Raw genomic sequence first — 18,672 nt, forward strand, 5'->3', positions numbered from 1 at the left:
AAAACATTTACTTAGTTCGTTTTAGTTTTTATATTTTTGAAAAAAATTAGTATATGAAATACGTATTAACTTCATTTTTTGTTTTTATAATTACAATTAATTTACAAGCACAAAGTTATTTAGATTATTATTTTAAGTCAAATAATATTAATGGTGCTATTGTAATTTATGACGAGAATAAAGATGAGTGGCTTTTTAATACCGAAACAGAACCATTTTATAATACACCCGCAGCTACACACTTTCATTTATGGCAGGCTTTAGTTGGCCTTGAAGAAAGGGTTTATAAAATTGATGTTAAAGATAAAATGAAATGGGATGGAGTTAAACGTTATTTTTTTGATGAAAGATGTACCCAATGGAACCAAGATACTAATTTAATTGATGCCATTAAATATAAAAACGATTGGTATTTTGATGTTTTAAAAGAGAAACTTTCGCCAGAAAATTATAATCTAAACATTAAAAACGCTCCACTTTTAAAAGAAATTAAAAATAACGATTTAAGTTATTTTTGGAATTATGCTGCTAATACCAACCCAAATACAATGATTTTATTTTTGAAAGATTTGTACGATAATAACTTGCCATTTAGTAAAAAAAGTCAACAATTTATTTATAATCAATTATTAATTGATCAAAAACTTGCAGTACATACTAGTACAACAAGCTTTGAAGGGAAAAAAATTGATTGGACAATTGGTATTTATCTTAAACATAAAAAACCCATTTATTTTTCGTTACGAACTTATACACCGCTTGATAGCGAAAAATTAGACGATTACGAAAAACGAAAAAACTTAATTTTAGCTGAAATTTTTAATGTTTTAGGATATTAAACATTCATTAATCTTGGTTAGCAAATTTTTGCAAATCTTCGTTAGCACCGTAAATTACAATAATATCATTAGGAAAAAGCACTGTTGATGGTGAAGGAATGCCTTGTACACTTGAAACAATTTTAGTTTTACCTAAAAAAGTACTTTCATTAACATCGCGAATTATTGTAAGAATAACTACATTGTGAAGTTCTCTAAATTTTATTGTTTCAATACTTTTACCTATATATTGTTCAGGTACTACAATTTCTACAATACTGTAATTTTTATTTAATTCAAACGAATCAATTACACCTTTTAAGCATAATTTTTTAGACCAACGTTCTGCCGATTCTTCTTCTGGACGAACAATTTCGTTTACACCAATTGCCTTTAAAACACTTTCGTGTAATGGGTTAATTGCACGACTGATTAATCGTTTTACTCCTAAATTTTTAAAGTGAGCTGTAACCATTATATTTGCACCTTCGTCTTCGCCGATACAAACCATTACAATATCGGTATTTCTTAAAGGCAAATGTTCAATAGCAGATTGGTCTGTAGCATTCATACAAATTGTATGTGATAATTTATCTTTTAACGACGAAACGCGTTCAGATTTATTGTCAACACCAATAACTTCGTTACCTTGTTGTGTAAGCTTTTCTGCCAATGATCCTCCAAAATTTCCTAATCCTATAATAATAAATTTCATCTTGTTATTTTTTAATTAATTAAAATTTCATCGGCAGGGTAGTGGTAATTAGGCTGTTTCATTCTTTTAAAAAATGCAATTAAAATTGTTAACATACTAACCCTGCCAATAAACATTGTAGCAATTAAAACCAATTTACTTTGATTTGTTAAACTACCTGTAATACCTAAACTTAAACCTGAAGTACTGTACGCCGAAAACGTTTCAAAAGCTATATCTAACAATGGAACGTTGTCATTAAAATGTGCAATTAACATAATGCTAATACCAATTATTACTAATGATAAACTCATTACTGCAAAAGCACGTCTTACAGAAATATCAGCAATTTCTCTTCTAAAAATTTCAATTTTAGTTTTTCCTTTTGCTAAACTTAAATAATTAAGTGTTGCAATTGCAAAGGTACTTGTTTTTATACCACCACCTGTAGATGCAGGCGATGCACCAATCCACATTAATAAAATAATAATAATGATAGATGAAAAATGTAGTTGACTAAAATCTATTGAATTAAAACCAGCTGTACGTGGTGTAGTTGCTGTAAACAAGGCTGTTATAAATTTACCTATTGTTGAATGACCTTGTAAAACATTATAATATTCTTTAATATAAATAATACTTGTACCTAAAATAATTAATATTAGGGTGGTATTTAAATTAATTTTATTACTAAGTGTTAAAATCCAGGGTCTATAATTATATGTTCTTTTTGCAAATTTTAAAATGTGCCTTATTAAAATATGTTTTAAATATTTTAAAGAATTAATAACAATTGGAAATCCTAAACCACCAAAAACAAAAATTAAAATAATGATAAATTGCAACGGATAATTATATACGTATCCTTCTTGCATTAAATTATTAGGTAAAGTTGAAAAACCTGCATTACAAAATGCTGAAATAGAATGAAATACAGAGAAATAAATTCGATCAGAAATAGAAGGTAATATAGCTTTATCTAAATTTAGATATATTAACAATGCACCTATAGTCTCTATAAAAAAAGTAATTACTAAAATTCGTTTAACAGTTGTAAAAACCTCACCAATTTTATCAGAGTTGGTCATATCGCTCAACGCTAATTGATTTTCGTATGACGACCCTCCTTTAAAAAAATAACTAAAATAACTTGCAAAAGTTAGTATACCTAAACCACCAGCTTGTATAAGAATCATTATTATGGTTTTACCAAAAAAAGTAAAATAACTACTTGTATCAACAACAATAAGACCTGTTACACAAACTGCGCTGGTAGATGTAAAAAGCGCATCGATAAAAGTGATCCCATGCGTAGTAGCTTTTGGTAACATTAAAAGTAAAGCACCCGATAGAATTAAAAGCATAAAGCTTAAAATAAAAAGTTGGGCTGGATTTAACAACGATCGTTTATAGCTTATTCGAGCTCGGGTAAATTCTGTTATTAATTTTAAGATAATTGCAAGGCGTAACCAATGCGAAATATCGGTTAAGCTATGCAATGAAATTTGTTTAAATACACAAAAAGCGACAAAACCAAAGCTTAGCAAATCAAAAATAAATACACCAAGAATAAATTCTTTTTTATGATAAATATATTTTAAAACCGTAAACGATACACCTAAGAAAAGAACAGTAAAATATAAAGTTACAATACTTTTTATTGCAAATGGATATAAACTAAAGCCATAATCAAAAATTAAACTAATTAATGCTAAGAAGTGCAATAACACAATTAGTTTTTGAGGCCATTTTGCAGTTAATATTTTTTTCATTTCAATTTTAAAATGATTTATTCTTCATTGTTTTGAACCAAAATAGTATTCTTAACATTAAGACGCTTATTTAACCAATTTTTAATTCTAGCAACATCTGGTTTAATTAATGGGTTGTTTAATTTATAAATAATAATCCATTCTATATGTGCACTATCTGTAGCAATATTTTTTTCAATTTTTCCTAAAGAAACATCATTTAATTCTGGGAAAAGAATGTTTATTTCTTTAACCAAACCTGGTTCATTGGTTTTATATTTATTAAGCTCTTTTCGTAAATTACTAATTGTAATGTCTTTTTCGGTAACAGAAGAATTTTGTTTGTTTACTTCTTTTAAAATCTCATCTTTTAAATTAGCATCGTCTTGTCTAATAATTAAATCGGTGTTCGTAATGCCTTTTTCATTTAGCATTTTTTTGTACGAATAAATATCATTTTTGTTTAAAATTTTATTTAAAAAAGCTAATTCTATAGTTTTGGGACTGCTGTTATAATTAATTTTTTTAAAGATTACAGTAAAACCTCTATCATTAAATTCATTATCAATAAATGCTTCAACAGTTTTTGTATATTTTTTTTCTTGATATAAATTAAACGCTAAATAAAAACTTGGAATTATTAAAATGAATAATAAAGATGTAATTCCGTAACGAATTCTTTTTTCGTTTTTTTGATCAATTGTAGCAGAAATTGGATATTTTAAATACTTAATAACCAAAAAAGTAGCTATACATATAAAAAAGCAGTTAATAGAATATAGATAAAAAGCTCCTATAAAATAGCTAAAATTAAATGTAGCAAGTCCATAACCTGCAGTACATAATGGCGGCATTAATGCAGTTGCAATAGCAACACCAGGTATTGGATTTCCTTTTTCAACTCTTGTTATGGCTATAACGCCTACTAAACCACCAAAAAATGCAATTAAAACATCGTATATATTTGGTGAAGTTCTAGATAAAATCTCTGATTGCACATCTTTAAATGGACTTAAATAAAAATAAAAAGATGATACAGCTAAACTTACTGCTGTAGCAATAAGCAAGTTTTTTATTGATTTACGCAATAAAACAAAATCATAAGTACCCAAAGCAAAACCTGCTCCTACTATAGGCCCCATTAAAGGCGAAATAAGCATGGCACCAATTATAACCGCTGTAGAATTAACGTTTAAACCAACCGATGCAATAATAATTGCACAGGCTAAAATCCATAAATTAGAACCCCTAAATGAAATATTTGCTGCTACATTTTCAAGTACTTTTTGCTTGTCTTCTTCGCCAGTATGTAAGTTTATAAATTCTATTAACTTATTGCCCATCAATTTTATTTTTAATTTTTCTTTGTTTGTCTATTTAAAACAATATATCCTAAAACACCACCAATTATAGATGCAACAAAAATACCTATTTTCGCTTGCGTCATATAAACTTCATGTTTAAATGCTAACGATGTAACAAATAACGACATAGTAAACCCAATAGATGCTAACAAACCTAAACCAATTAAATTACGCACATTCATACCCGTTGGGAAAGGAGCAATTTTAAATTTAACTAATAATAAGGTAAATCCTACAACCCCAACTACTTTACCAACTAATAAACCCAAAGCAACACCAATTGCTATATTTGTGCTAAATAATTGATCTACATCAATAGCTAATGATACCCCCGCATTTGCTAAAGCAAAAATTGGAATTATAATAAAGGTTACTAACGGATGCATTGCATGTTCTAAAATTTGTAAAGGGGGAGTTGCTGCAACTGTATTGTTCTGAACTTTTTCTAAAATATGTAACTGCTCATTAGTTAATGTTGGTTTAGAATTATCAGGATCAATACTTTTAAATTTCTCTAATAAAATTTGAATGCTATTACTAAAAACTTTTTCATTAATTTTTACATTAGCAGGTATTGTAAAAGCAGCTAAAACAGCAGCAATTGTAGCATGCACACCTGAAAGTAAAAAGGTTGACCATACACCACCAATTCCTAATATGGCATAAAACAAAATACTGCGCACTCCCATTTTATTACCAATATACATAGTAAGTAATACCAAACCTCCAATTATTAAATAATACATTGAAATTTCAGAAGTGTAAAAAAAAGCAATCACCAATACGGCACCCAAATCATCAACAATGGCAAGTGCTGTTAAAAAAACTTTTAACGCAAATGGTATCTTATTCCCTAATAAATATAAAACGCCTAATGCAAAGGCTATGTCGGTTGCCATTGGAATACCCCATCCACTGTGAACTTCGCCCGTTGGGTTTAAAACTAAATAAATAGCTGCAGGAACAATCATGCCTCCTAAAGCTGCTGCTATTGGCAGTAAAGCTTTTCGTGGATTTGATAATTCACCACCAACAATTTCGCGTTTTAATTCTAATCCAACAACAAAGAAAAAAACAGCCATTAAACCATCGTTTATCCAATGGTGTAGGTTGTATTCAAAATAAGTAGAACCATCAACATGAAAGCCAAAAGTATGTTCTAAAAAATGATGGTATTCATTTGAAAAAGAAGAATTTGCTAAAATTAAAGCAATTATTACACTTATACCTAATACAATTCCGCCCGATTTTTCTTGCTTTATAAAACTTTGAATAGGTGATACAATTTTTTCAATCGGTGTTCTTTTTAAATGCTCCATCAATATTTTTTATTATTTATAAAAACAAAAATAGCAAATTAAAAATTATTTTTCTCTATAAAAAAGGTATTTCGAAAGGAATAAGATTAAAAAGAATTGTCTTAAAAAATGATTATTATTGTAATTAAAAATCAATTTATTCGTTTTGGTTGATTTTCGATTTTTTTGTGATAGGAAATAAATAACTTATAGAATATCCAAAACCAACACCTATGTTGCCGCTATACTTTTGTTCGAAACCTGGATAATATAAATTTTCAAATCCATTTGGTTGTTTTTGATAAAGTAAGCTTTTTAAACGCACATTCATACCAATAAAAGTATTTTTTGCTACTTCGGTTTTAATTCCAACTACTAATTCTAACCAATGAGCTGTTAATCCAGTTGATTTTAAATTTGGATATTGCATTTCTTCGTTAAAATAGGCATTACCGGTATTTATTCTATAACTATGTAACGTTTGATTGTGAATACTTAAACCATAACGTGCACCAACAATAATTAAATTATTCATATCCAACCAATTGTGATGGAAATTTTTATCAGCGCCTAGTTTTAAAAAGGTACCTTTTGTGGTGTACGTTAATTGATCGTCTGCTTTGTAACGATCTTCATATCCAGCTTCAGCAGCCAAGTACCAATTTTTATTGTAACGGTAATCGGCAACAATTTCAAAACCTTTATAATTTTTATCCCAAATATTACGCGAAGCCTTAACCAAATCGGTACCTATGCGTAAACCATAAACATCGGGGTAAACTATTGGTTTTTGTTGTTGCGTTTGCGCTGTTAGTTTTGTACCAACTAAAAAAAGTAAACTAATAATATATTTGTATGTGTGCATTTTCGGTATTAGAAATTTCATTAGTTACTTTATAAATATTTTGAATCCAAGTATCGTTTGTAGTATTTGGCAATTTAGTTGCGTTAAAATTGTGAAAAATTGTTTTGTAACCACAAGCTTTTGAAACGTAAAGAGCCTCAGGAGTATAAATAAAACGCATTTTATCGTTTTTAATAATGGTATCGTTTGATGCGTTTAATTCATACAAACGAATATTCCAAACGGTTTCAGTTGTATTTATTTGTAAAGGCAATTCAATTTTTGATGTGTTTTTAAAAAAGATGGTATCGCTAAAACCTTCTACAAAAATGCCAATTTTGGGTGCGCTTTTTAAAATTTCAGAATCAATTTTATCGTATAAATTAATTATAACATTTGGAGTAACCGATTCGCCACCCACACAAATATCATCTTTTTCGCAAGCTGTTAGTGCAAATAAACATAAAACGGCAATTGCTATTTTTTTCATATGGTTTATAATATTGCGTAAAAATACAAAATCATTTTGTAAAAAAAACCGCCTCGATAAATGAGACGGAAGTTTTTAAAATTTATTAACGGTTTGGCGTATGGCAACTAATTTTTCCATTAGCGATTCAAAATAATCTAAATGCAACATATTAGCACCATCACTTTTTGCGTTTGCTGGGTCAAAATGTGTTTCTATAAAAATACCATCAACTCCAACAGCAATTCCTGCTTTAGCAACAGTTTCAATTAAATCGGGACGACCACCTGTTACACCGCTTGCTTGGTTAGGTTGTTGTAAAGAGTGGGTAATATCTAAAACCGTTGTAGCATATTGCTGCATGGTTGGTATGCCGCGGTAATCAACAATCATGTCTTGGTAACCAAACATAGTACCTCTGTCTGTAACCATAATATTTTCGTTAGAGCAGTCTAATACTTTTTGTACGGCATGCTTCATACTTTCCGGACTCATAAATTGTCCTTTTTTTAAATTCACGGTTTTACCCGTATTAGCCGCTGCCACCACTAAATCGGTTTGGCGTACTAAAAAAGCTGGAATTTGTAATACATCAACATATTCTGCAGCTAAAGCAGCATCGCTACTTTCATGAATATCTGTAACGGTTGGTACATTAAAATGTTTAGATACTTTTTCTAATATTTTAAGTGCTTTTTCATCGCCAATACCAGTAAATGAATCAATCCTAGAACGATTTGCTTTTTTAAACGATCCTTTAAAAACCAAAGGAATTTGTAATTTATCTGTAATTGTAACTAATCGTTCGGCTATTTTAAAAGCCATTTCTTCGCCTTCAATAGCACACGGACCAGCTAAAACAAAAAAATTACCGCTGTTTAAATGTTTAATATTTGGTATGTTTTGTAAGTTCATTATTTTTTCTTTTTATTTTGTTTTGATTTTGTTGTATTTGCAACTTCTGCGGCAGGTTTTGTTTTAAAAACCCAAGCATACAAAGCAGAATAAATTACCCCTAACGATAAAGAATTCATTACACCTTGGCGTATTGAAAAGTTAATGTTATGAATTAATTCTAAACTTTCGCGCGTTTGTTTGCCTTTTGACATTTGATACTTAATGATGTTTTCAAAATAATCAGGCGAAATTGATTCGTATATAATGTATTGCGCAATAGGGCTTAAAATGGTTAGCAAGCCTGTTAAAAGCAACCCAAATTTAAAAGCACTTTTAAATTCCCAAACGGCATGCGCACCTAATGCTTTTTTCTTATCAACAAAAGCACCAGCCCATAAAAATGTCAATAAAATATAGTAAATAAAAGCAGTTACAATTATGTTGCTAAAATCTTTATGATAGCCTAATGCGTTTTCTAAAGCTGCCCAACTGCAGGCAAAAGCGGTAATAACAGCCGACCATTTTAGCTCGATTCCTATTTTACTCATTCTTATTTTAAAATTTTAACAAAAATAATCAAACTTTTATCACAAAAAAAATGACTTATCTTAAAAATTACTTAATCCTTTTTTTTATATTTAATAAAAAATATACTATTGTACAAAATTAATGAAAAGGTTATGAAAAAGTTGATATTGATAAGACACGGAAAATCGTCATGGGATATGCCTATTGAAGATCATGAACGCCCTTTAACAAACAAAGGCATTAAAAATTCAAATATTGTTTTTGATCAAATTCAAAATAAATTACCCGAACGTTTTTTAATATGGTCAAGCACTGCCAAAAGAACACACGATACAGCCAAAATTTTTAACGAAGTATTAAATATACCACAAGAATTAACCGTTTTAAAGCAAGAATTATACACTTTTGATGCTAATCATTTATCGAATACAATAAAAAATTGTAAAGAAAACGTACCAAGCCTTATAATTTTTGGACACAATAATGCTATTACCGATTTTGTTAATACATTTGGAGATAAATTTATAGATAATGTACCTACATCGGGTGTTGTAATTTTACAATTTGAAGACGAAAATTGGAACACTATTAAAAAAGGTACCGTTACAGAAACCTTATTTCCCAAAGATTTAATAAATGCAAATTAACAAATCAAAGTATATAGATAGAGAAAAAAGTTGGTTAGCCTTTAACGAACGTGTTTTACAAGAAGCCGCAGACCACACCGTTCCACTTTTAGATCGTTTACGTTTTTTAGGGATTTTTTCTAACAATTTAGACGAATTTTTTAGGGTTCGATACGCTTCGGTTCGTAGAATATCTATTGCAAAAGATCAACAAAAAAAATTAATAAGCGGTATATCGGCAAAAGATTTACTACAAGATATTACTGATATTGTTATAAATCAACAAGCTAAAAGTTTAGCTATTTTAAAAGAAATTGAAAACGAACTTGAAAGCGAAGGCATTTTTATTGTTAACGAAAATGAAGTAAACAACGAACAAATACAATTTATTCGTGAGTTTTTTATTCATAAAGTAAGTCCCGTTTTAGTTACCATTATATTAAACGATTTAGCTCAATTTCCTTTAATACGTGATTCTTATGGCTATTTAGCTGTTAAATTGGTAAAAAAAACCAGTGAAGAATCTAGCAAATCTATTAAAAAACGCACACGTTATGCATTAATTGAAATTCCTGCACATATAAATAGGTTTGTTGAATTACCTAAAATTAACGGCAAGCAATACATAATTATGCTTGATGATGTAATACGTATAAATTTAGATTATATTTTTTCTATTTTCGATTACGAAAGCATATCGGCACACATGATAAAGATTACGCGAGATGCCGAATTAGATTTTGATTCGGATTTACATAAATCATTTTTAGAAAAAATTTCTAATTCTGTTCGTGAACGTAGGCTGGGTGAGGTGGTTCGATTTGTTTACGACAGTACCATTGATAAAGATACCCTTGATTTCTTTTTAAATAAAATGGATATTGAAGCGGTTGACAGCATTATACCTGGTGGGCGCTACCATAACCGTCGCGATTATATGAATTTCCCTAACTTAGGTCGTAATGATTTAACAATTGGTAAAGTTCAACCGTTGCCTGTAAGCGGATTAAGTTTACAGGGAATGATTCAACAAATTAAGAATCAAGATTTTTTGGTGCATACTCCGTTTCAATCTTTTAATTATGTTGTTAAATTTTTACGTGAGGCGGCCTTAGATCCCAAAGTAACTAGTATTAAAATTACGTTGTATCGTTTAGCAAAAAATTCGCAAATCATATCATCACTTATTAATGCTGCTAAAAATGGCAAACAAGTTACTGTACAAATTGAATTACAAGCAAGGTTTGATGAAACCAGTAATATAAATTATGCCGAAATTATGCAAGCCGAAGGCATCCGCTTAATTTTTGGTGTAAAAGGCTTAAAAGTACATAGTAAAATTTGCGTAATTGAACGTTTAGAAGGTAAAAAAGTTAAAAGATACGGTTTTGTATCTACAGGAAATTTTAACGAAAGTACTTCTAACATTTATACCGATGTTACCTTACTAACTGCAAATACGCGTGTTATGAAAGAAGTAAATAAGGTTTTTGAATTTTTTGATGTAAATTATAAAATTTACAGATATAAAGATTTAATTGTATCGCCACATTATACACGCACCAAGTTTATGAAGCTTATTGATGAAGAAATTCAAAAAGCCCTAAACGATGAACCTGCAATGATTCGCCTAAAAATGAACAGTTTATCTGATTATAAAATGATTGATAAATTGTACGATGCAAGCAGAGCTGGTGTAAAAATTCAACTTATTGTACGTGGTATTTGTTGCTTAATTCCTGGTGTTCCCGGCTTAAGTGATAATATAGAAGCAATTAGTATTGTTGATAATTTATTAGAACATTCGCGCATTTACATTTTTGGAACAAACGATAATGCAAAAGTATACATTTCTTCGGCCGATTTTATGACCAGAAATATTGATGAAAGGGTAGAGGTTACTTGCCCAATTTATAACCAAGATATTAAAAATGAACTTATAGACACCTTTAATATCTATTGGAAAGGAAATGTAAAAGTACGCATACATTCTGAAAATTTAGAAAACAAGTACCGTACAATTGAAACAACACGCTTTAAAGCACAAGAAGAGTTGTATAATTATTACCGCAATAAAATTGAAGTTATTTTAGATTAATGATAAAAATTAAAAAATACGCCGCAATTGATATTGGTTCTAATGCCATGCGCTTGCTAATTACAAACGTGGTAGAAGAAGCCAATAAACCAACCCAATTTAATAAAAGTCATTTAATTAGGGTTCCAATTCGTTTGGGGCAAGATGCCTTCACTGTAGGCGAAATTTCTGAAGAAAGTGCCAACAGAATGATTAAAGCAATGAAAGCTTTTAAATTGTTAATGCAAGTTTATAAGGTTGAAAAGTATGCAGCTTGTGCAACTTCGGCTATGCGAGAAGCTTATAATGGAAAAGAATTAGCCGAAGAAATAGCAAAAAAAGCCGGTGTAAATATTGATATTATTGAAGGTAAAACAGAAGCAGCTATTATTGCAAATTCCGATCTAGAAACTTTTATAAAAAGTAACGGTCATTACTTATATGTTGATGTTGGTGGTGGTAGTACCGAATTTACTTTATTTTCAAACGGAAAACAAATTGTTTCTAAATCTTTTAAAAATGGTACCGTACGCTTATTAAACAATATGGTTACCGAAAGTGTTTGGACCGAAATTGAAAAATGGATTAAAACACACACCGAACATTTACCAAGTTTAGACTTGATCGGTTCGGGCGGAAACATTAATAAAATTTTTAAAATGTCGGGTAAAACAACCGATAAACCTTTAACGCAGAATTATTTAATGCAACAATTTAAATACTTAAATTCGTTAACTTACGAAGAACGTATTTATACTTTGGGTTTAAATACCGACCGTGCCGACGTTATTATTCCTGCCATAAAAATATATGCAAATGCAATGAAGTGGAGCAACGCCAAACACATTTATGTACCAAAAATTGGACTTTCAGACGGAATTATTAAGGCGATGTATTACGAAAACACTAAAATTAAAACGCACACAATCCTTTAGCAATAAAGGATTTTTTTGTTTTAAAAAGTATTCTAATTTTGTATAATGAATTTTTACGAATTAAAAGAGTATTTAGATTTTAAAGCCAATCAGTACAATAATCCTAATTTTATTGAGGCCGATCCAATTCAAATTCCACATAATTATAGTTTAAAAGAAGATATTGAAATTAGTGGCTTTTTAGCAGCAACTATTGCTTGGGGAAATAGAAAAATGATCATAAATAGTGCAAAAAAAATGATGCAAGCTATGGGTAACAATCCATTTGATTTTGTATTGAATGCTTCTACTCACCAAATTGAAAGTATAGATAATGTAGTGCACAGAACCTTTAACTCTATTGATTTTCAATATTTTATAAAATCACTTAAAAACATTTATAATAATCACGGTGGCTTAGAAAATGTTTTTTCAAACAATTCAGAACAGAATTTACAAAACAGGATTTCGCATTTTAAAAAACTATTTTTTGAATTAGAACATCAACCTAGAACCACAAAACACATTTCAGATCCACAAAAAGGTTCTTCATCAAAGCGAATAAATATGTATTTGCGTTGGCTTGTAAGAAAAGATGCTAATGGTGTTGATTTTGGTATTTGGAACAACATTTCACCTGCCGAATTATCTTGTCCGTTAGATGTGCATTCTGGTAATGTTGCACGTGCTTTGGGTATTTTGAACCGAAAACAAAACGATGCAAAAGCACTTGTTGAATTAGATAATGCTTTACGCAAATTTGATAAAACAGATCCTGTTAAATATGATTTTGCTTTATTTGGCCTAGGAGTATTTGAAAACGTAAAATAATTACAATTTGGTAAATACTTTTTTAGCTTGTAAAAAATACGCAGTAACTATATTATTAATATAAAAATAGTTTTGTTTTGTCTGCTTTGCTTGTTTATTTCGGACGTTTTTTAATTGAGCATAGAAAGCAAAATGAGCCTTTACAATTGCAAAAGTATGTAAAGGTTGTAGCTTAACAAAAAGTTGAATACCTGCCAAACCATCTAAACACAATCTTTTAAAAATTATAGAAAAGCGTTCCTTTTTTGGAAGGTTTTTATAAAGCATAAACAACGAATTTCTAAAATTTAAATAGGTTTTTTGTGGATTTGATTTATTTAAAGTAGCACCGCCAATGTGATAAACGGTACTTTCGTTGCAATAAAACGTTTTAATATTGCTATTAAACGCACGCCAACATAAATCAATTTCTTCTTGATGTGCAAAAAAAGCATCGTCAAATCCATTTAATTGCTTAAATACACTGTTTCTAATAAAAAAACATGCACCCGATGCCCAAAAAACTTCTTGTGAAGGGTATTGATTTGTGTCCTTTTCTATGGTATTAAATATACGTCCACGACAAAATGGAAATCCGTATTTATCAATAAACCCACCTGCAGCACCGGCGTATTCAAAAAAACTTTTGTTTTTAAAATCTAATATTTTAGGTTGAATTATACCAACAGACCAATCACCACCAAAAACTTCGAGTATTGGATTTAGCCAATTTTCTGTAACTTCAACATCGGTATTTAATAAACAAACTAATTCTTCGTTAACAAATTTTAAAGCCTTATTGTAACCTTTTGCATAACCGTAATTTTGGTCAAGCTGAATCCATTTTACAGATTTAAAATAGGTTTCTACATAATTTTTAGAATCATCAGTAGAACAATTATCTGCAATATATATTTGAGCTTCAGCTGAATATTTTTCAATTAAGGGTAAAAAATTTTTTAATAATTCAACCCCGTTCCAATTTAAAAGTACAACGGCAACTTGCTTCATTATTTTATTTTTTCGGAAATTTCGTTTTTAGTAAATTCCTTTAAATCCAAATAAAACTCTTCTGCTGTAAAGTTTTTATCGTTTACATAAAAATGCTTTAAAAAAGTTTTGGTAATTTCAGCAGAAATTAATTTAGGATTTTTCTTAACAAATGAAATATATTCTTGCTCGTTTTCAACAAATAATTTTTTGGTAGTAATTTCAAAGGTAGGGTTTTCTACTGTTCCAAAAAGATACATTGTTAAATTATCAGCATACGATTTTTTAGCGTAGTCTATAAATTTAAAATCTTTATGTTGTATAATAAATTTTTCCCAACTTACAATAAGTTCACGTAAGTTTTCTAAGCTAATTTTATCATTTTTAAACTGTAAATCGTATAAAAATTTATGTTCCTTGTATCTTAACTTAAGATATTGTTCAAATTCAGATGAAATTTTATTGTGGAATAAATTATAAAAATATCCTGGTTTTATTTTAAAATCATATTTGGTTGAATCTACTTTTCTAAAATACAAGCCTAATTTATCATAAACTAATTCTTTTCTTAAAATAGTATCGTGTTTTACTTTACCAAATTTATGATAATTTGCAAGTGTATTTGTTTCGGCTGTGCTTATAGAATCAACAATAACAGATAATTTTTTATAATAATCAATAAACAAAGCCTCAGCTTCTTTTTTATTGGCTGTTTTAAGCTTTTGTTTTAAATCTTTTTGTTCTTTTTCTAAATGAATAACCAATTCTTGCGCATTTTTATTTGCAAGCGCATAATCAGGATCAGTTGAATAATAAATTTCTGTAATGGTATCGTTGGTTTGCGTAGTTGGAATCGTTTTTTCATTTTTACACGCAGCAAAAGCTAACGTTAAAAATAAACTTAGATAAATACAGTTTTTAGTCATAGTATATTTTTAAGGTAAATCAGTTAAAAACTGATACTTTTTTTGTTCATAATCTAATTTACAATAATAATGATTTAAACCATTAGTTATCATTAAAAATTGTGCGTTTAAACTTAAATTATATCGGGCAATTTGATCAAATACAGATTGATTTATTGTTACTCCAGGTTCTTTACATTCAACCAATAAAAAAATATTTCCTTTTTCGTTAAAAACAACAATATCATATCTTTTATTCATATTGTTAATTTTAACTATTTTTTCAACATTTATGTACGATTTTGGGTATCCCTTAATATGTATTAAAAAGCGAATAACATGCTGCCGTACCCATTCCTCAGGGGTTAATAAAACATATTTTTTCCTTATCTCATCAAAAATGAACCGTTTATTTTCATTAATTTTGAAACGGAATTCAAACCTGGGAAAATTTAAATCACGCATATTGCAAATTTATTCATTCTCTTTAAAAAACCTTAAATAATCTGTGAAAGTTTATGAATGAACTAAAAAAAATAATTGCTGCTGTAAAAAATAAATCGCTTAAACCTATTTATTTTTTAATGGGCGATGAACCTTATTATATTGATTTACTTAGTGATTATTTTATTAAAAATGTAATTTCGGAAGAAGAAAAATCGTTTAACGAAATTGTATTATACGGCAAAGATGTAACGCCAATGGATGTTATTTCGCAAGCACGACAATTTCCGTTTATGGGCGATAAAATGTTGGTAGTAATTAAAGAAGCACAAGAAATGCATAAAACTATTGACCAATTTACAGATTATTTAAAGGCAATACAAACATCTACCGTTTTAGTTATTTGTTTTAAATACAAAAGTTTAGACAAGCGAAAAGAACTTTACAAAGCTTTATCTAAAAACGAAAATGTTGAAATTTTTGAAAGTTTAAAAGTTAAAGATTATCAATTAGATAATTGGATTAAAACGTATGTTAACGATATTGGTTTAGAGATTGAACCTAAAGCAAGCGCTATGTTAGCCGAATTTTTAGGAAACGATTTAAGTAAAATTGTTAACGAAATTGGTAAAATTCAAATTGTTTTAAAAGAAAATAAAAAGATAACGTCGCAATTAATTGAACAAAATATTGGTATTAGTAAAGATTACAATAATTTTGAATTAATTAAGGCAATTGTAGAAAATAACGAAGCTAAAGCGTTTAAAATTGGGCAATATTTTGCATTAAATTCAAAAAACAATCCGTTAGTTGTAACAATTGCAGTACTTTACAATTTTTTTTCAAAGCTGTTGCAATACCACGGCATTGTATATAAAAACAATGCACAAAACCCAAATGATATTGCCAAGCAAATGGGTGTAAACCCTTATGCATTAAAAGATTATCAAACAGCAAGCAAATTTTTTGCTATGAAAAAAGTAAGTCAAAATATTGCAGTTATCCGTGAAATTGATTTAAAAGGAAAAGGCGTAAATGCAAATTTAAATCACGACGATTTATTAAAAGAATTACTTATAAAAATATTTAGATAAATGAGCTTAAATAAAAACAAAATATTAGGCTGGGCCACTTTAATTATGATTGTAATGGGTTGTGTTTTAATTGGTTTAGCCATTTATAGATATGCCGATGTTGCTGGTTGGGGATTTGCAGCAGTTGGTGTTGGCTTTTTTGCTAATGCTTGGGTTTTTAACGCTTTAAAAGGACGTGTTTAATAGTTATGATAATGCATAACTTTAGTTCCGGACCAAGTATTTTACCTGAAACAGTAATTCAACAAGCTGCAAAAAATGTATTAAATTTTAATAATTCGGGATTATCGCTTATTGAAATTTCTCATCGTGATTTGGCGTTTGTTGAAATTATAAATAGTGCACGTAATTTAGCTTTAGAACTTTTAAATTTAAAAGATAAAGGCTATTCAGCACTTTTTTTACAAGGTGGTGCAAGTTTAGAATTTGTTAGGGTTGCTAGTAATTTAATGTGCCTAAACAAGCGGGCTGGTTACATTAATACTGGAACATGGGCTCAAAACGCTCAAAATGAAGCGAGTTATTTTGGCGAAATTTTAGAAATTGCTTCTTCAAAAGATAAAAATTACAGCTACATTCCTAAAAATATTAATGTGCCAAATAATATTGATTACGTACATTTAACAGCAAATAACACCATTTACGGCACACAATTTAAAAGTTTTCCTAAGGTTAATGTACCGTTGGTTTGTGATATGAGTTCTGATATTTTTTCTAGAGTTTTAGATTTTTCGCAGTTCGACCTAATTTATGCATGCGCACAAAAAAATGTAGGAACTTCAGGTGTAAATTTAGTGGTAATAAAAAATGAAATTCTAAATAATTTGGAACGAAAAATTCCAAACATTATGAGTTATCAAAAACATATTGAAAAAGAAAGTATGTATAACACACCATCTGTTTTTTCGGTTTATGTTAGTTATTTAACGCTAAATTGGATAAAAAATATGGGTGGTATTAAAGCACTTGAAAGTGAAAACAATAAAAAAGCACACTTAATTTATTCAGAAATTGATCGTAACAATTTGTTTTATGGCACTGCAAATACTGAAGACCGATCAACTATGAATGCAGTTTTTTATTTAAAAGATGATCGTTTAGAAACTAAATTCAATAATTTGTGTAAAAACGAAGGTATTTACGGAATTCAAGGACACAGAACGGTTGGTGGTTACCGGGCATCAATGTATAATGCTTTGCCAATATCAAGTGTTGAACATTTAGTAAATGTGATGCAACACTTTGAAAAATCATTATAAAAAAATGCTGCAGTCTAAACTTGCAGCATTTTTTATTTTATTAAATTTTAGATAAAAAAACCTAGCGCAATACCTACTAAAATAGCCAAAAGTTTAGCTAAATTAAATTTATGTCCTTCGCTACTTTCAAAAATAATAGTTGATGAAATATGAAACAAAATTCCAATTACAAAAGCCGAAATTGGTACATAATAATCAACTAGAAAAGTTAAATTATCAGCTAAAAATGTTCCTAAAGGCGTCATAAAAGCAAAAACAATCATAAACAAAAATATAATTCTTTTGTTTAAATGTGCTTGTATAAAAAACAAGGTTAAAATAATTGCAATAGGGAAGTGGTGCACTGCAATTGCCCAAGCCAAATGGTTATGTTGACTTATAGGCATACCTTCGAACAATGCATGTAAACACAAGCTACCAAATAATAACCAAGGCATAGAAGTTATTTTTTCATGAGAATGTACATGACCATGTTCTGCCCCTTTTGAAAAATATTCTAAAATTATCTGAAAAATAATTCCCAACATAATAAACAAACCAATTTGTTTCATTGCATCATGGTCGTGATTATGTTGCACTATTTGTGTTTTATTTTCATGCAAATTTTCAGTTTCATTAGCATGGTTGTGTTGATCATGTGAATGCTGGTGCGGTTCAATAGTATAATTTGTTGTTGCTTCTTTTTCTACAATGATTTCAATATTTTTTTTGTGTTTCCCCTCAATAACATAAGCGTAAACTTCTGGCAATAAATGCGAAACGGTCATTGTTAATAAAAACGAGCCACTAAAAGCTAACAATAATTTAATAACTTTTTTCTTTTTAAGTTTTACTACGCTTGAAACCAAAAAACCTAAAAAAACAGCAATAAAAGGTAAAAAATAGGTTAT

The 18,672-nt window shown here is 29.0% G+C and carries 20 protein-coding genes; 8 read left to right on the plus strand and 12 right to left on the minus strand.

Annotated elements, in window-relative coordinates:
* Positions 1–53: 53 nt before the first annotated feature.
* A complete protein-coding gene (locus P3875_RS07625) occupies positions 54–839 on the plus strand; it encodes a hypothetical protein (RefSeq protein ID WP_303443363.1) in 786 nt (261 codons plus the stop codon).
* Between the two features lie 7 nt (positions 840–846).
* Here the strand turns inward: P3875_RS07625 and P3875_RS07630 are convergent, their stop codons facing one another.
* From P3875_RS07630 to P3875_RS07665, 8 genes are all read right to left on the minus strand, one after another.
* The gene (locus tag P3875_RS07630; RefSeq protein WP_303443364.1) at positions 847–1,533 is read right to left on the minus strand and encodes a potassium channel family protein; all 687 of its coding nucleotides are present in this window, start codon (positions 1,531–1,533) and stop codon (positions 847–849) included.
* 11 nt (positions 1,534–1,544) lie between these two features.
* On the minus strand, positions 1,545–3,284 hold the full coding sequence (locus P3875_RS07635; RefSeq protein WP_303443365.1) for a TrkH family potassium uptake protein: 1,740 nt from the start codon (positions 3,282–3,284) through the stop codon (positions 1,545–1,547).
* 17 nt (positions 3,285–3,301) lie between these two features.
* A complete protein-coding gene (locus P3875_RS07640) occupies positions 3,302–4,606 on the minus strand; it encodes a DUF389 domain-containing protein (protein ID WP_303443366.1) in 1,305 nt (434 codons plus the stop codon).
* Positions 4,607–4,617: 11 nt separating this feature from the next.
* On the minus strand, positions 4,618–5,946 hold the full coding sequence (gene nhaA, locus P3875_RS07645) for a Na+/H+ antiporter NhaA (protein WP_303443367.1): 1,329 nt from the start codon (positions 5,944–5,946) through the stop codon (positions 4,618–4,620).
* Positions 5,947–6,082: 136 nt separating this feature from the next.
* Positions 6,083–6,790, minus strand: coding sequence for a DUF6048 family protein (locus P3875_RS07650; protein WP_303443368.1), 708 nt, complete (start codon positions 6,788–6,790; stop codon positions 6,083–6,085).
* Positions 6,765–7,259: a DUF6452 family protein gene (locus tag P3875_RS07655; protein ID WP_303443369.1), complete on the minus strand. Its 495-nt coding sequence runs from the start codon at positions 7,257–7,259 to the stop codon at positions 6,765–6,767. The genes P3875_RS07650 and P3875_RS07655 overlap by 26 nt, the downstream gene beginning before the upstream one ends.
* A gap of 75 nt (positions 7,260–7,334) precedes the next feature.
* Positions 7,335–8,153 carry a 3-deoxy-8-phosphooctulonate synthase gene (gene kdsA, locus P3875_RS07660; protein WP_303443370.1) on the minus strand — a complete coding sequence of 273 codons (819 nt, stop codon included), beginning with the start codon at positions 8,151–8,153 and terminating at the stop codon, positions 7,335–7,337.
* Positions 8,153–8,683 (minus strand): DUF4199 domain-containing protein, encoded by a 531-nt coding sequence (locus P3875_RS07665; RefSeq protein WP_303443371.1) that lies wholly within the window; start codon positions 8,681–8,683, stop codon positions 8,153–8,155. The genes kdsA and P3875_RS07665 overlap by 1 nt, the downstream gene beginning before the upstream one ends.
* 132 nt (positions 8,684–8,815) lie before the next feature.
* Here P3875_RS07665 and P3875_RS07670 point away from each other — a divergent pair, with 132 nt between their 5' ends.
* The 4 genes from P3875_RS07670 to P3875_RS07685 are packed head-to-tail and all read left to right on the plus strand — an operon-like array spanning position 8,816 to position 13,111.
* A complete protein-coding gene (locus P3875_RS07670) occupies positions 8,816–9,310 on the plus strand; it encodes a SixA phosphatase family protein (protein WP_303443372.1) in 495 nt (164 codons plus the stop codon).
* Entirely contained in the window at positions 9,300–11,387 is a 2,088-nt protein-coding gene (gene ppk1, locus P3875_RS07675) for a polyphosphate kinase 1 (RefSeq protein ID WP_303443373.1), read from the plus strand. The genes P3875_RS07670 and ppk1 overlap by 11 nt, the downstream gene beginning before the upstream one ends.
* Entirely contained in the window at positions 11,387–12,301 is a 915-nt protein-coding gene (locus P3875_RS07680) for a Ppx/GppA phosphatase family protein (RefSeq protein WP_303443374.1), read from the plus strand. The genes ppk1 and P3875_RS07680 overlap by 1 nt, the downstream gene beginning before the upstream one ends.
* Before the next feature lie 45 nt (positions 12,302–12,346).
* Positions 12,347–13,111: a TIGR02757 family protein gene (locus P3875_RS07685; RefSeq protein WP_303443375.1), complete on the plus strand. Its 765-nt coding sequence runs from the start codon at positions 12,347–12,349 to the stop codon at positions 13,109–13,111.
* Here P3875_RS07685 and P3875_RS07690 read toward each other — a convergent pair whose 3' ends face one another.
* From P3875_RS07690 to P3875_RS07700, 3 genes are read right to left on the minus strand one after another with little or no spacing between them, the layout of a single operon-like run.
* Positions 13,112–14,101, minus strand: coding sequence for a glycosyltransferase family 2 protein (locus P3875_RS07690; RefSeq protein WP_303443376.1), 990 nt, complete (start codon positions 14,099–14,101; stop codon positions 13,112–13,114).
* Complete coding sequence (locus tag P3875_RS07695) at positions 14,101–15,006, minus strand: hypothetical protein (protein WP_303443377.1); 906 nt, start codon at positions 15,004–15,006, stop codon at positions 14,101–14,103. The genes P3875_RS07690 and P3875_RS07695 overlap by 1 nt, the downstream gene beginning before the upstream one ends.
* A 9-nt stretch (positions 15,007–15,015) precedes the next feature.
* Complete coding sequence (locus P3875_RS07700) at positions 15,016–15,450, minus strand: type I restriction enzyme HsdR N-terminal domain-containing protein (RefSeq protein WP_303443378.1); 435 nt, start codon at positions 15,448–15,450, stop codon at positions 15,016–15,018.
* Between the two features lie 53 nt (positions 15,451–15,503).
* Here P3875_RS07700 and holA point away from each other — a divergent pair, with 53 nt between their 5' ends.
* From holA to serC, 3 genes are read left to right on the plus strand one after another with little or no spacing between them, the layout of a single operon-like run.
* Complete coding sequence (gene holA, locus P3875_RS07705) at positions 15,504–16,523, plus strand: DNA polymerase III subunit delta (protein ID WP_303443379.1); 1,020 nt, start codon at positions 15,504–15,506, stop codon at positions 16,521–16,523.
* On the plus strand, positions 16,524–16,706 hold the full coding sequence (locus P3875_RS07710) for a CAL67264 family membrane protein (protein ID WP_303443380.1): 183 nt from the start codon (positions 16,524–16,526) through the stop codon (positions 16,704–16,706).
* 5 nt (positions 16,707–16,711) lie between these two features.
* Positions 16,712–17,782: a 3-phosphoserine/phosphohydroxythreonine transaminase gene (gene serC / locus P3875_RS07715; protein ID WP_303443381.1), complete on the plus strand. Its 1,071-nt coding sequence runs from the start codon at positions 16,712–16,714 to the stop codon at positions 17,780–17,782.
* 47 nt (positions 17,783–17,829) lie between these two features.
* Here serC and P3875_RS07720 read toward each other — a convergent pair whose 3' ends face one another.
* A complete protein-coding gene (locus tag P3875_RS07720; protein ID WP_303445430.1) occupies positions 17,830–18,672 on the minus strand; it encodes a ZIP family metal transporter in 843 nt (280 codons plus the stop codon).

The organism is Myroides sp. JBRI-B21084, from assembly GCF_030545015.1.
GTDB lineage: Bacteria > Bacteroidota > Bacteroidia > Flavobacteriales > Flavobacteriaceae > Flavobacterium.

Bases quoted from the DNA above. Each gene is read 5' to 3' on its own strand.
- serC (WP_303443381.1), top strand. From the start codon at position 16,712: ATGATAATGCATAACTTTAGTTCCGGACCAAGTATTTTACCTGAAACA.
- P3875_RS07655 (WP_303443369.1), bottom strand. From the start codon at position 7,259: ATGAAAAAAATAGCAATTGCCGTTTTATGTTTATTTGCACTAACAGCT.
- P3875_RS07665 (WP_303443371.1), bottom strand. From the start codon at position 8,683: ATGAGTAAAATAGGAATCGAGCTAAAATGGTCGGCTGTTATTACCGCT.
- P3875_RS07625 (WP_303443363.1), top strand. From the start codon at position 54: ATGAAATACGTATTAACTTCATTTTTTGTTTTTATAATTACAATTAAT.
- P3875_RS07635 (WP_303443365.1), bottom strand. From the start codon at position 3,284: ATGAAAAAAATATTAACTGCAAAATGGCCTCAAAAACTAATTGTGTTA.
- holA (WP_303443379.1), top strand. From the start codon at position 15,504: ATGAATGAACTAAAAAAAATAATTGCTGCTGTAAAAAATAAATCGCTT.
- kdsA (WP_303443370.1), bottom strand. From the start codon at position 8,153: ATGAACTTACAAAACATACCAAATATTAAACATTTAAACAGCGGTAAT.
- P3875_RS07640 (WP_303443366.1), bottom strand. From the start codon at position 4,606: ATGGGCAATAAGTTAATAGAATTTATAAACTTACATACTGGCGAAGAA.
- P3875_RS07710 (WP_303443380.1), top strand. From the start codon at position 16,524: ATGAGCTTAAATAAAAACAAAATATTAGGCTGGGCCACTTTAATTATG.
- P3875_RS07670 (WP_303443372.1), top strand. From the start codon at position 8,816: ATGAAAAAGTTGATATTGATAAGACACGGAAAATCGTCATGGGATATG.
- P3875_RS07700 (WP_303443378.1), bottom strand. From the start codon at position 15,450: ATGCGTGATTTAAATTTTCCCAGGTTTGAATTCCGTTTCAAAATTAAT.
- ppk1 (WP_303443373.1), top strand. From the start codon at position 9,300: ATGCAAATTAACAAATCAAAGTATATAGATAGAGAAAAAAGTTGGTTA.
- P3875_RS07695 (WP_303443377.1), bottom strand. From the start codon at position 15,006: ATGACTAAAAACTGTATTTATCTAAGTTTATTTTTAACGTTAGCTTTT.
- P3875_RS07680 (WP_303443374.1), top strand. From the start codon at position 11,387: ATGATAAAAATTAAAAAATACGCCGCAATTGATATTGGTTCTAATGCC.
- nhaA (WP_303443367.1), bottom strand. From the start codon at position 5,946: ATGGAGCATTTAAAAAGAACACCGATTGAAAAAATTGTATCACCTATT.
- P3875_RS07630 (WP_303443364.1), bottom strand. From the start codon at position 1,533: ATGAAATTTATTATTATAGGATTAGGAAATTTTGGAGGATCATTGGCA.
- P3875_RS07685 (WP_303443375.1), top strand. From the start codon at position 12,347: ATGAATTTTTACGAATTAAAAGAGTATTTAGATTTTAAAGCCAATCAG.
- P3875_RS07650 (WP_303443368.1), bottom strand. From the start codon at position 6,790: ATGCACACATACAAATATATTATTAGTTTACTTTTTTTAGTTGGTACA.
- P3875_RS07690 (WP_303443376.1), bottom strand. From the start codon at position 14,101: ATGAAGCAAGTTGCCGTTGTACTTTTAAATTGGAACGGGGTTGAATTA.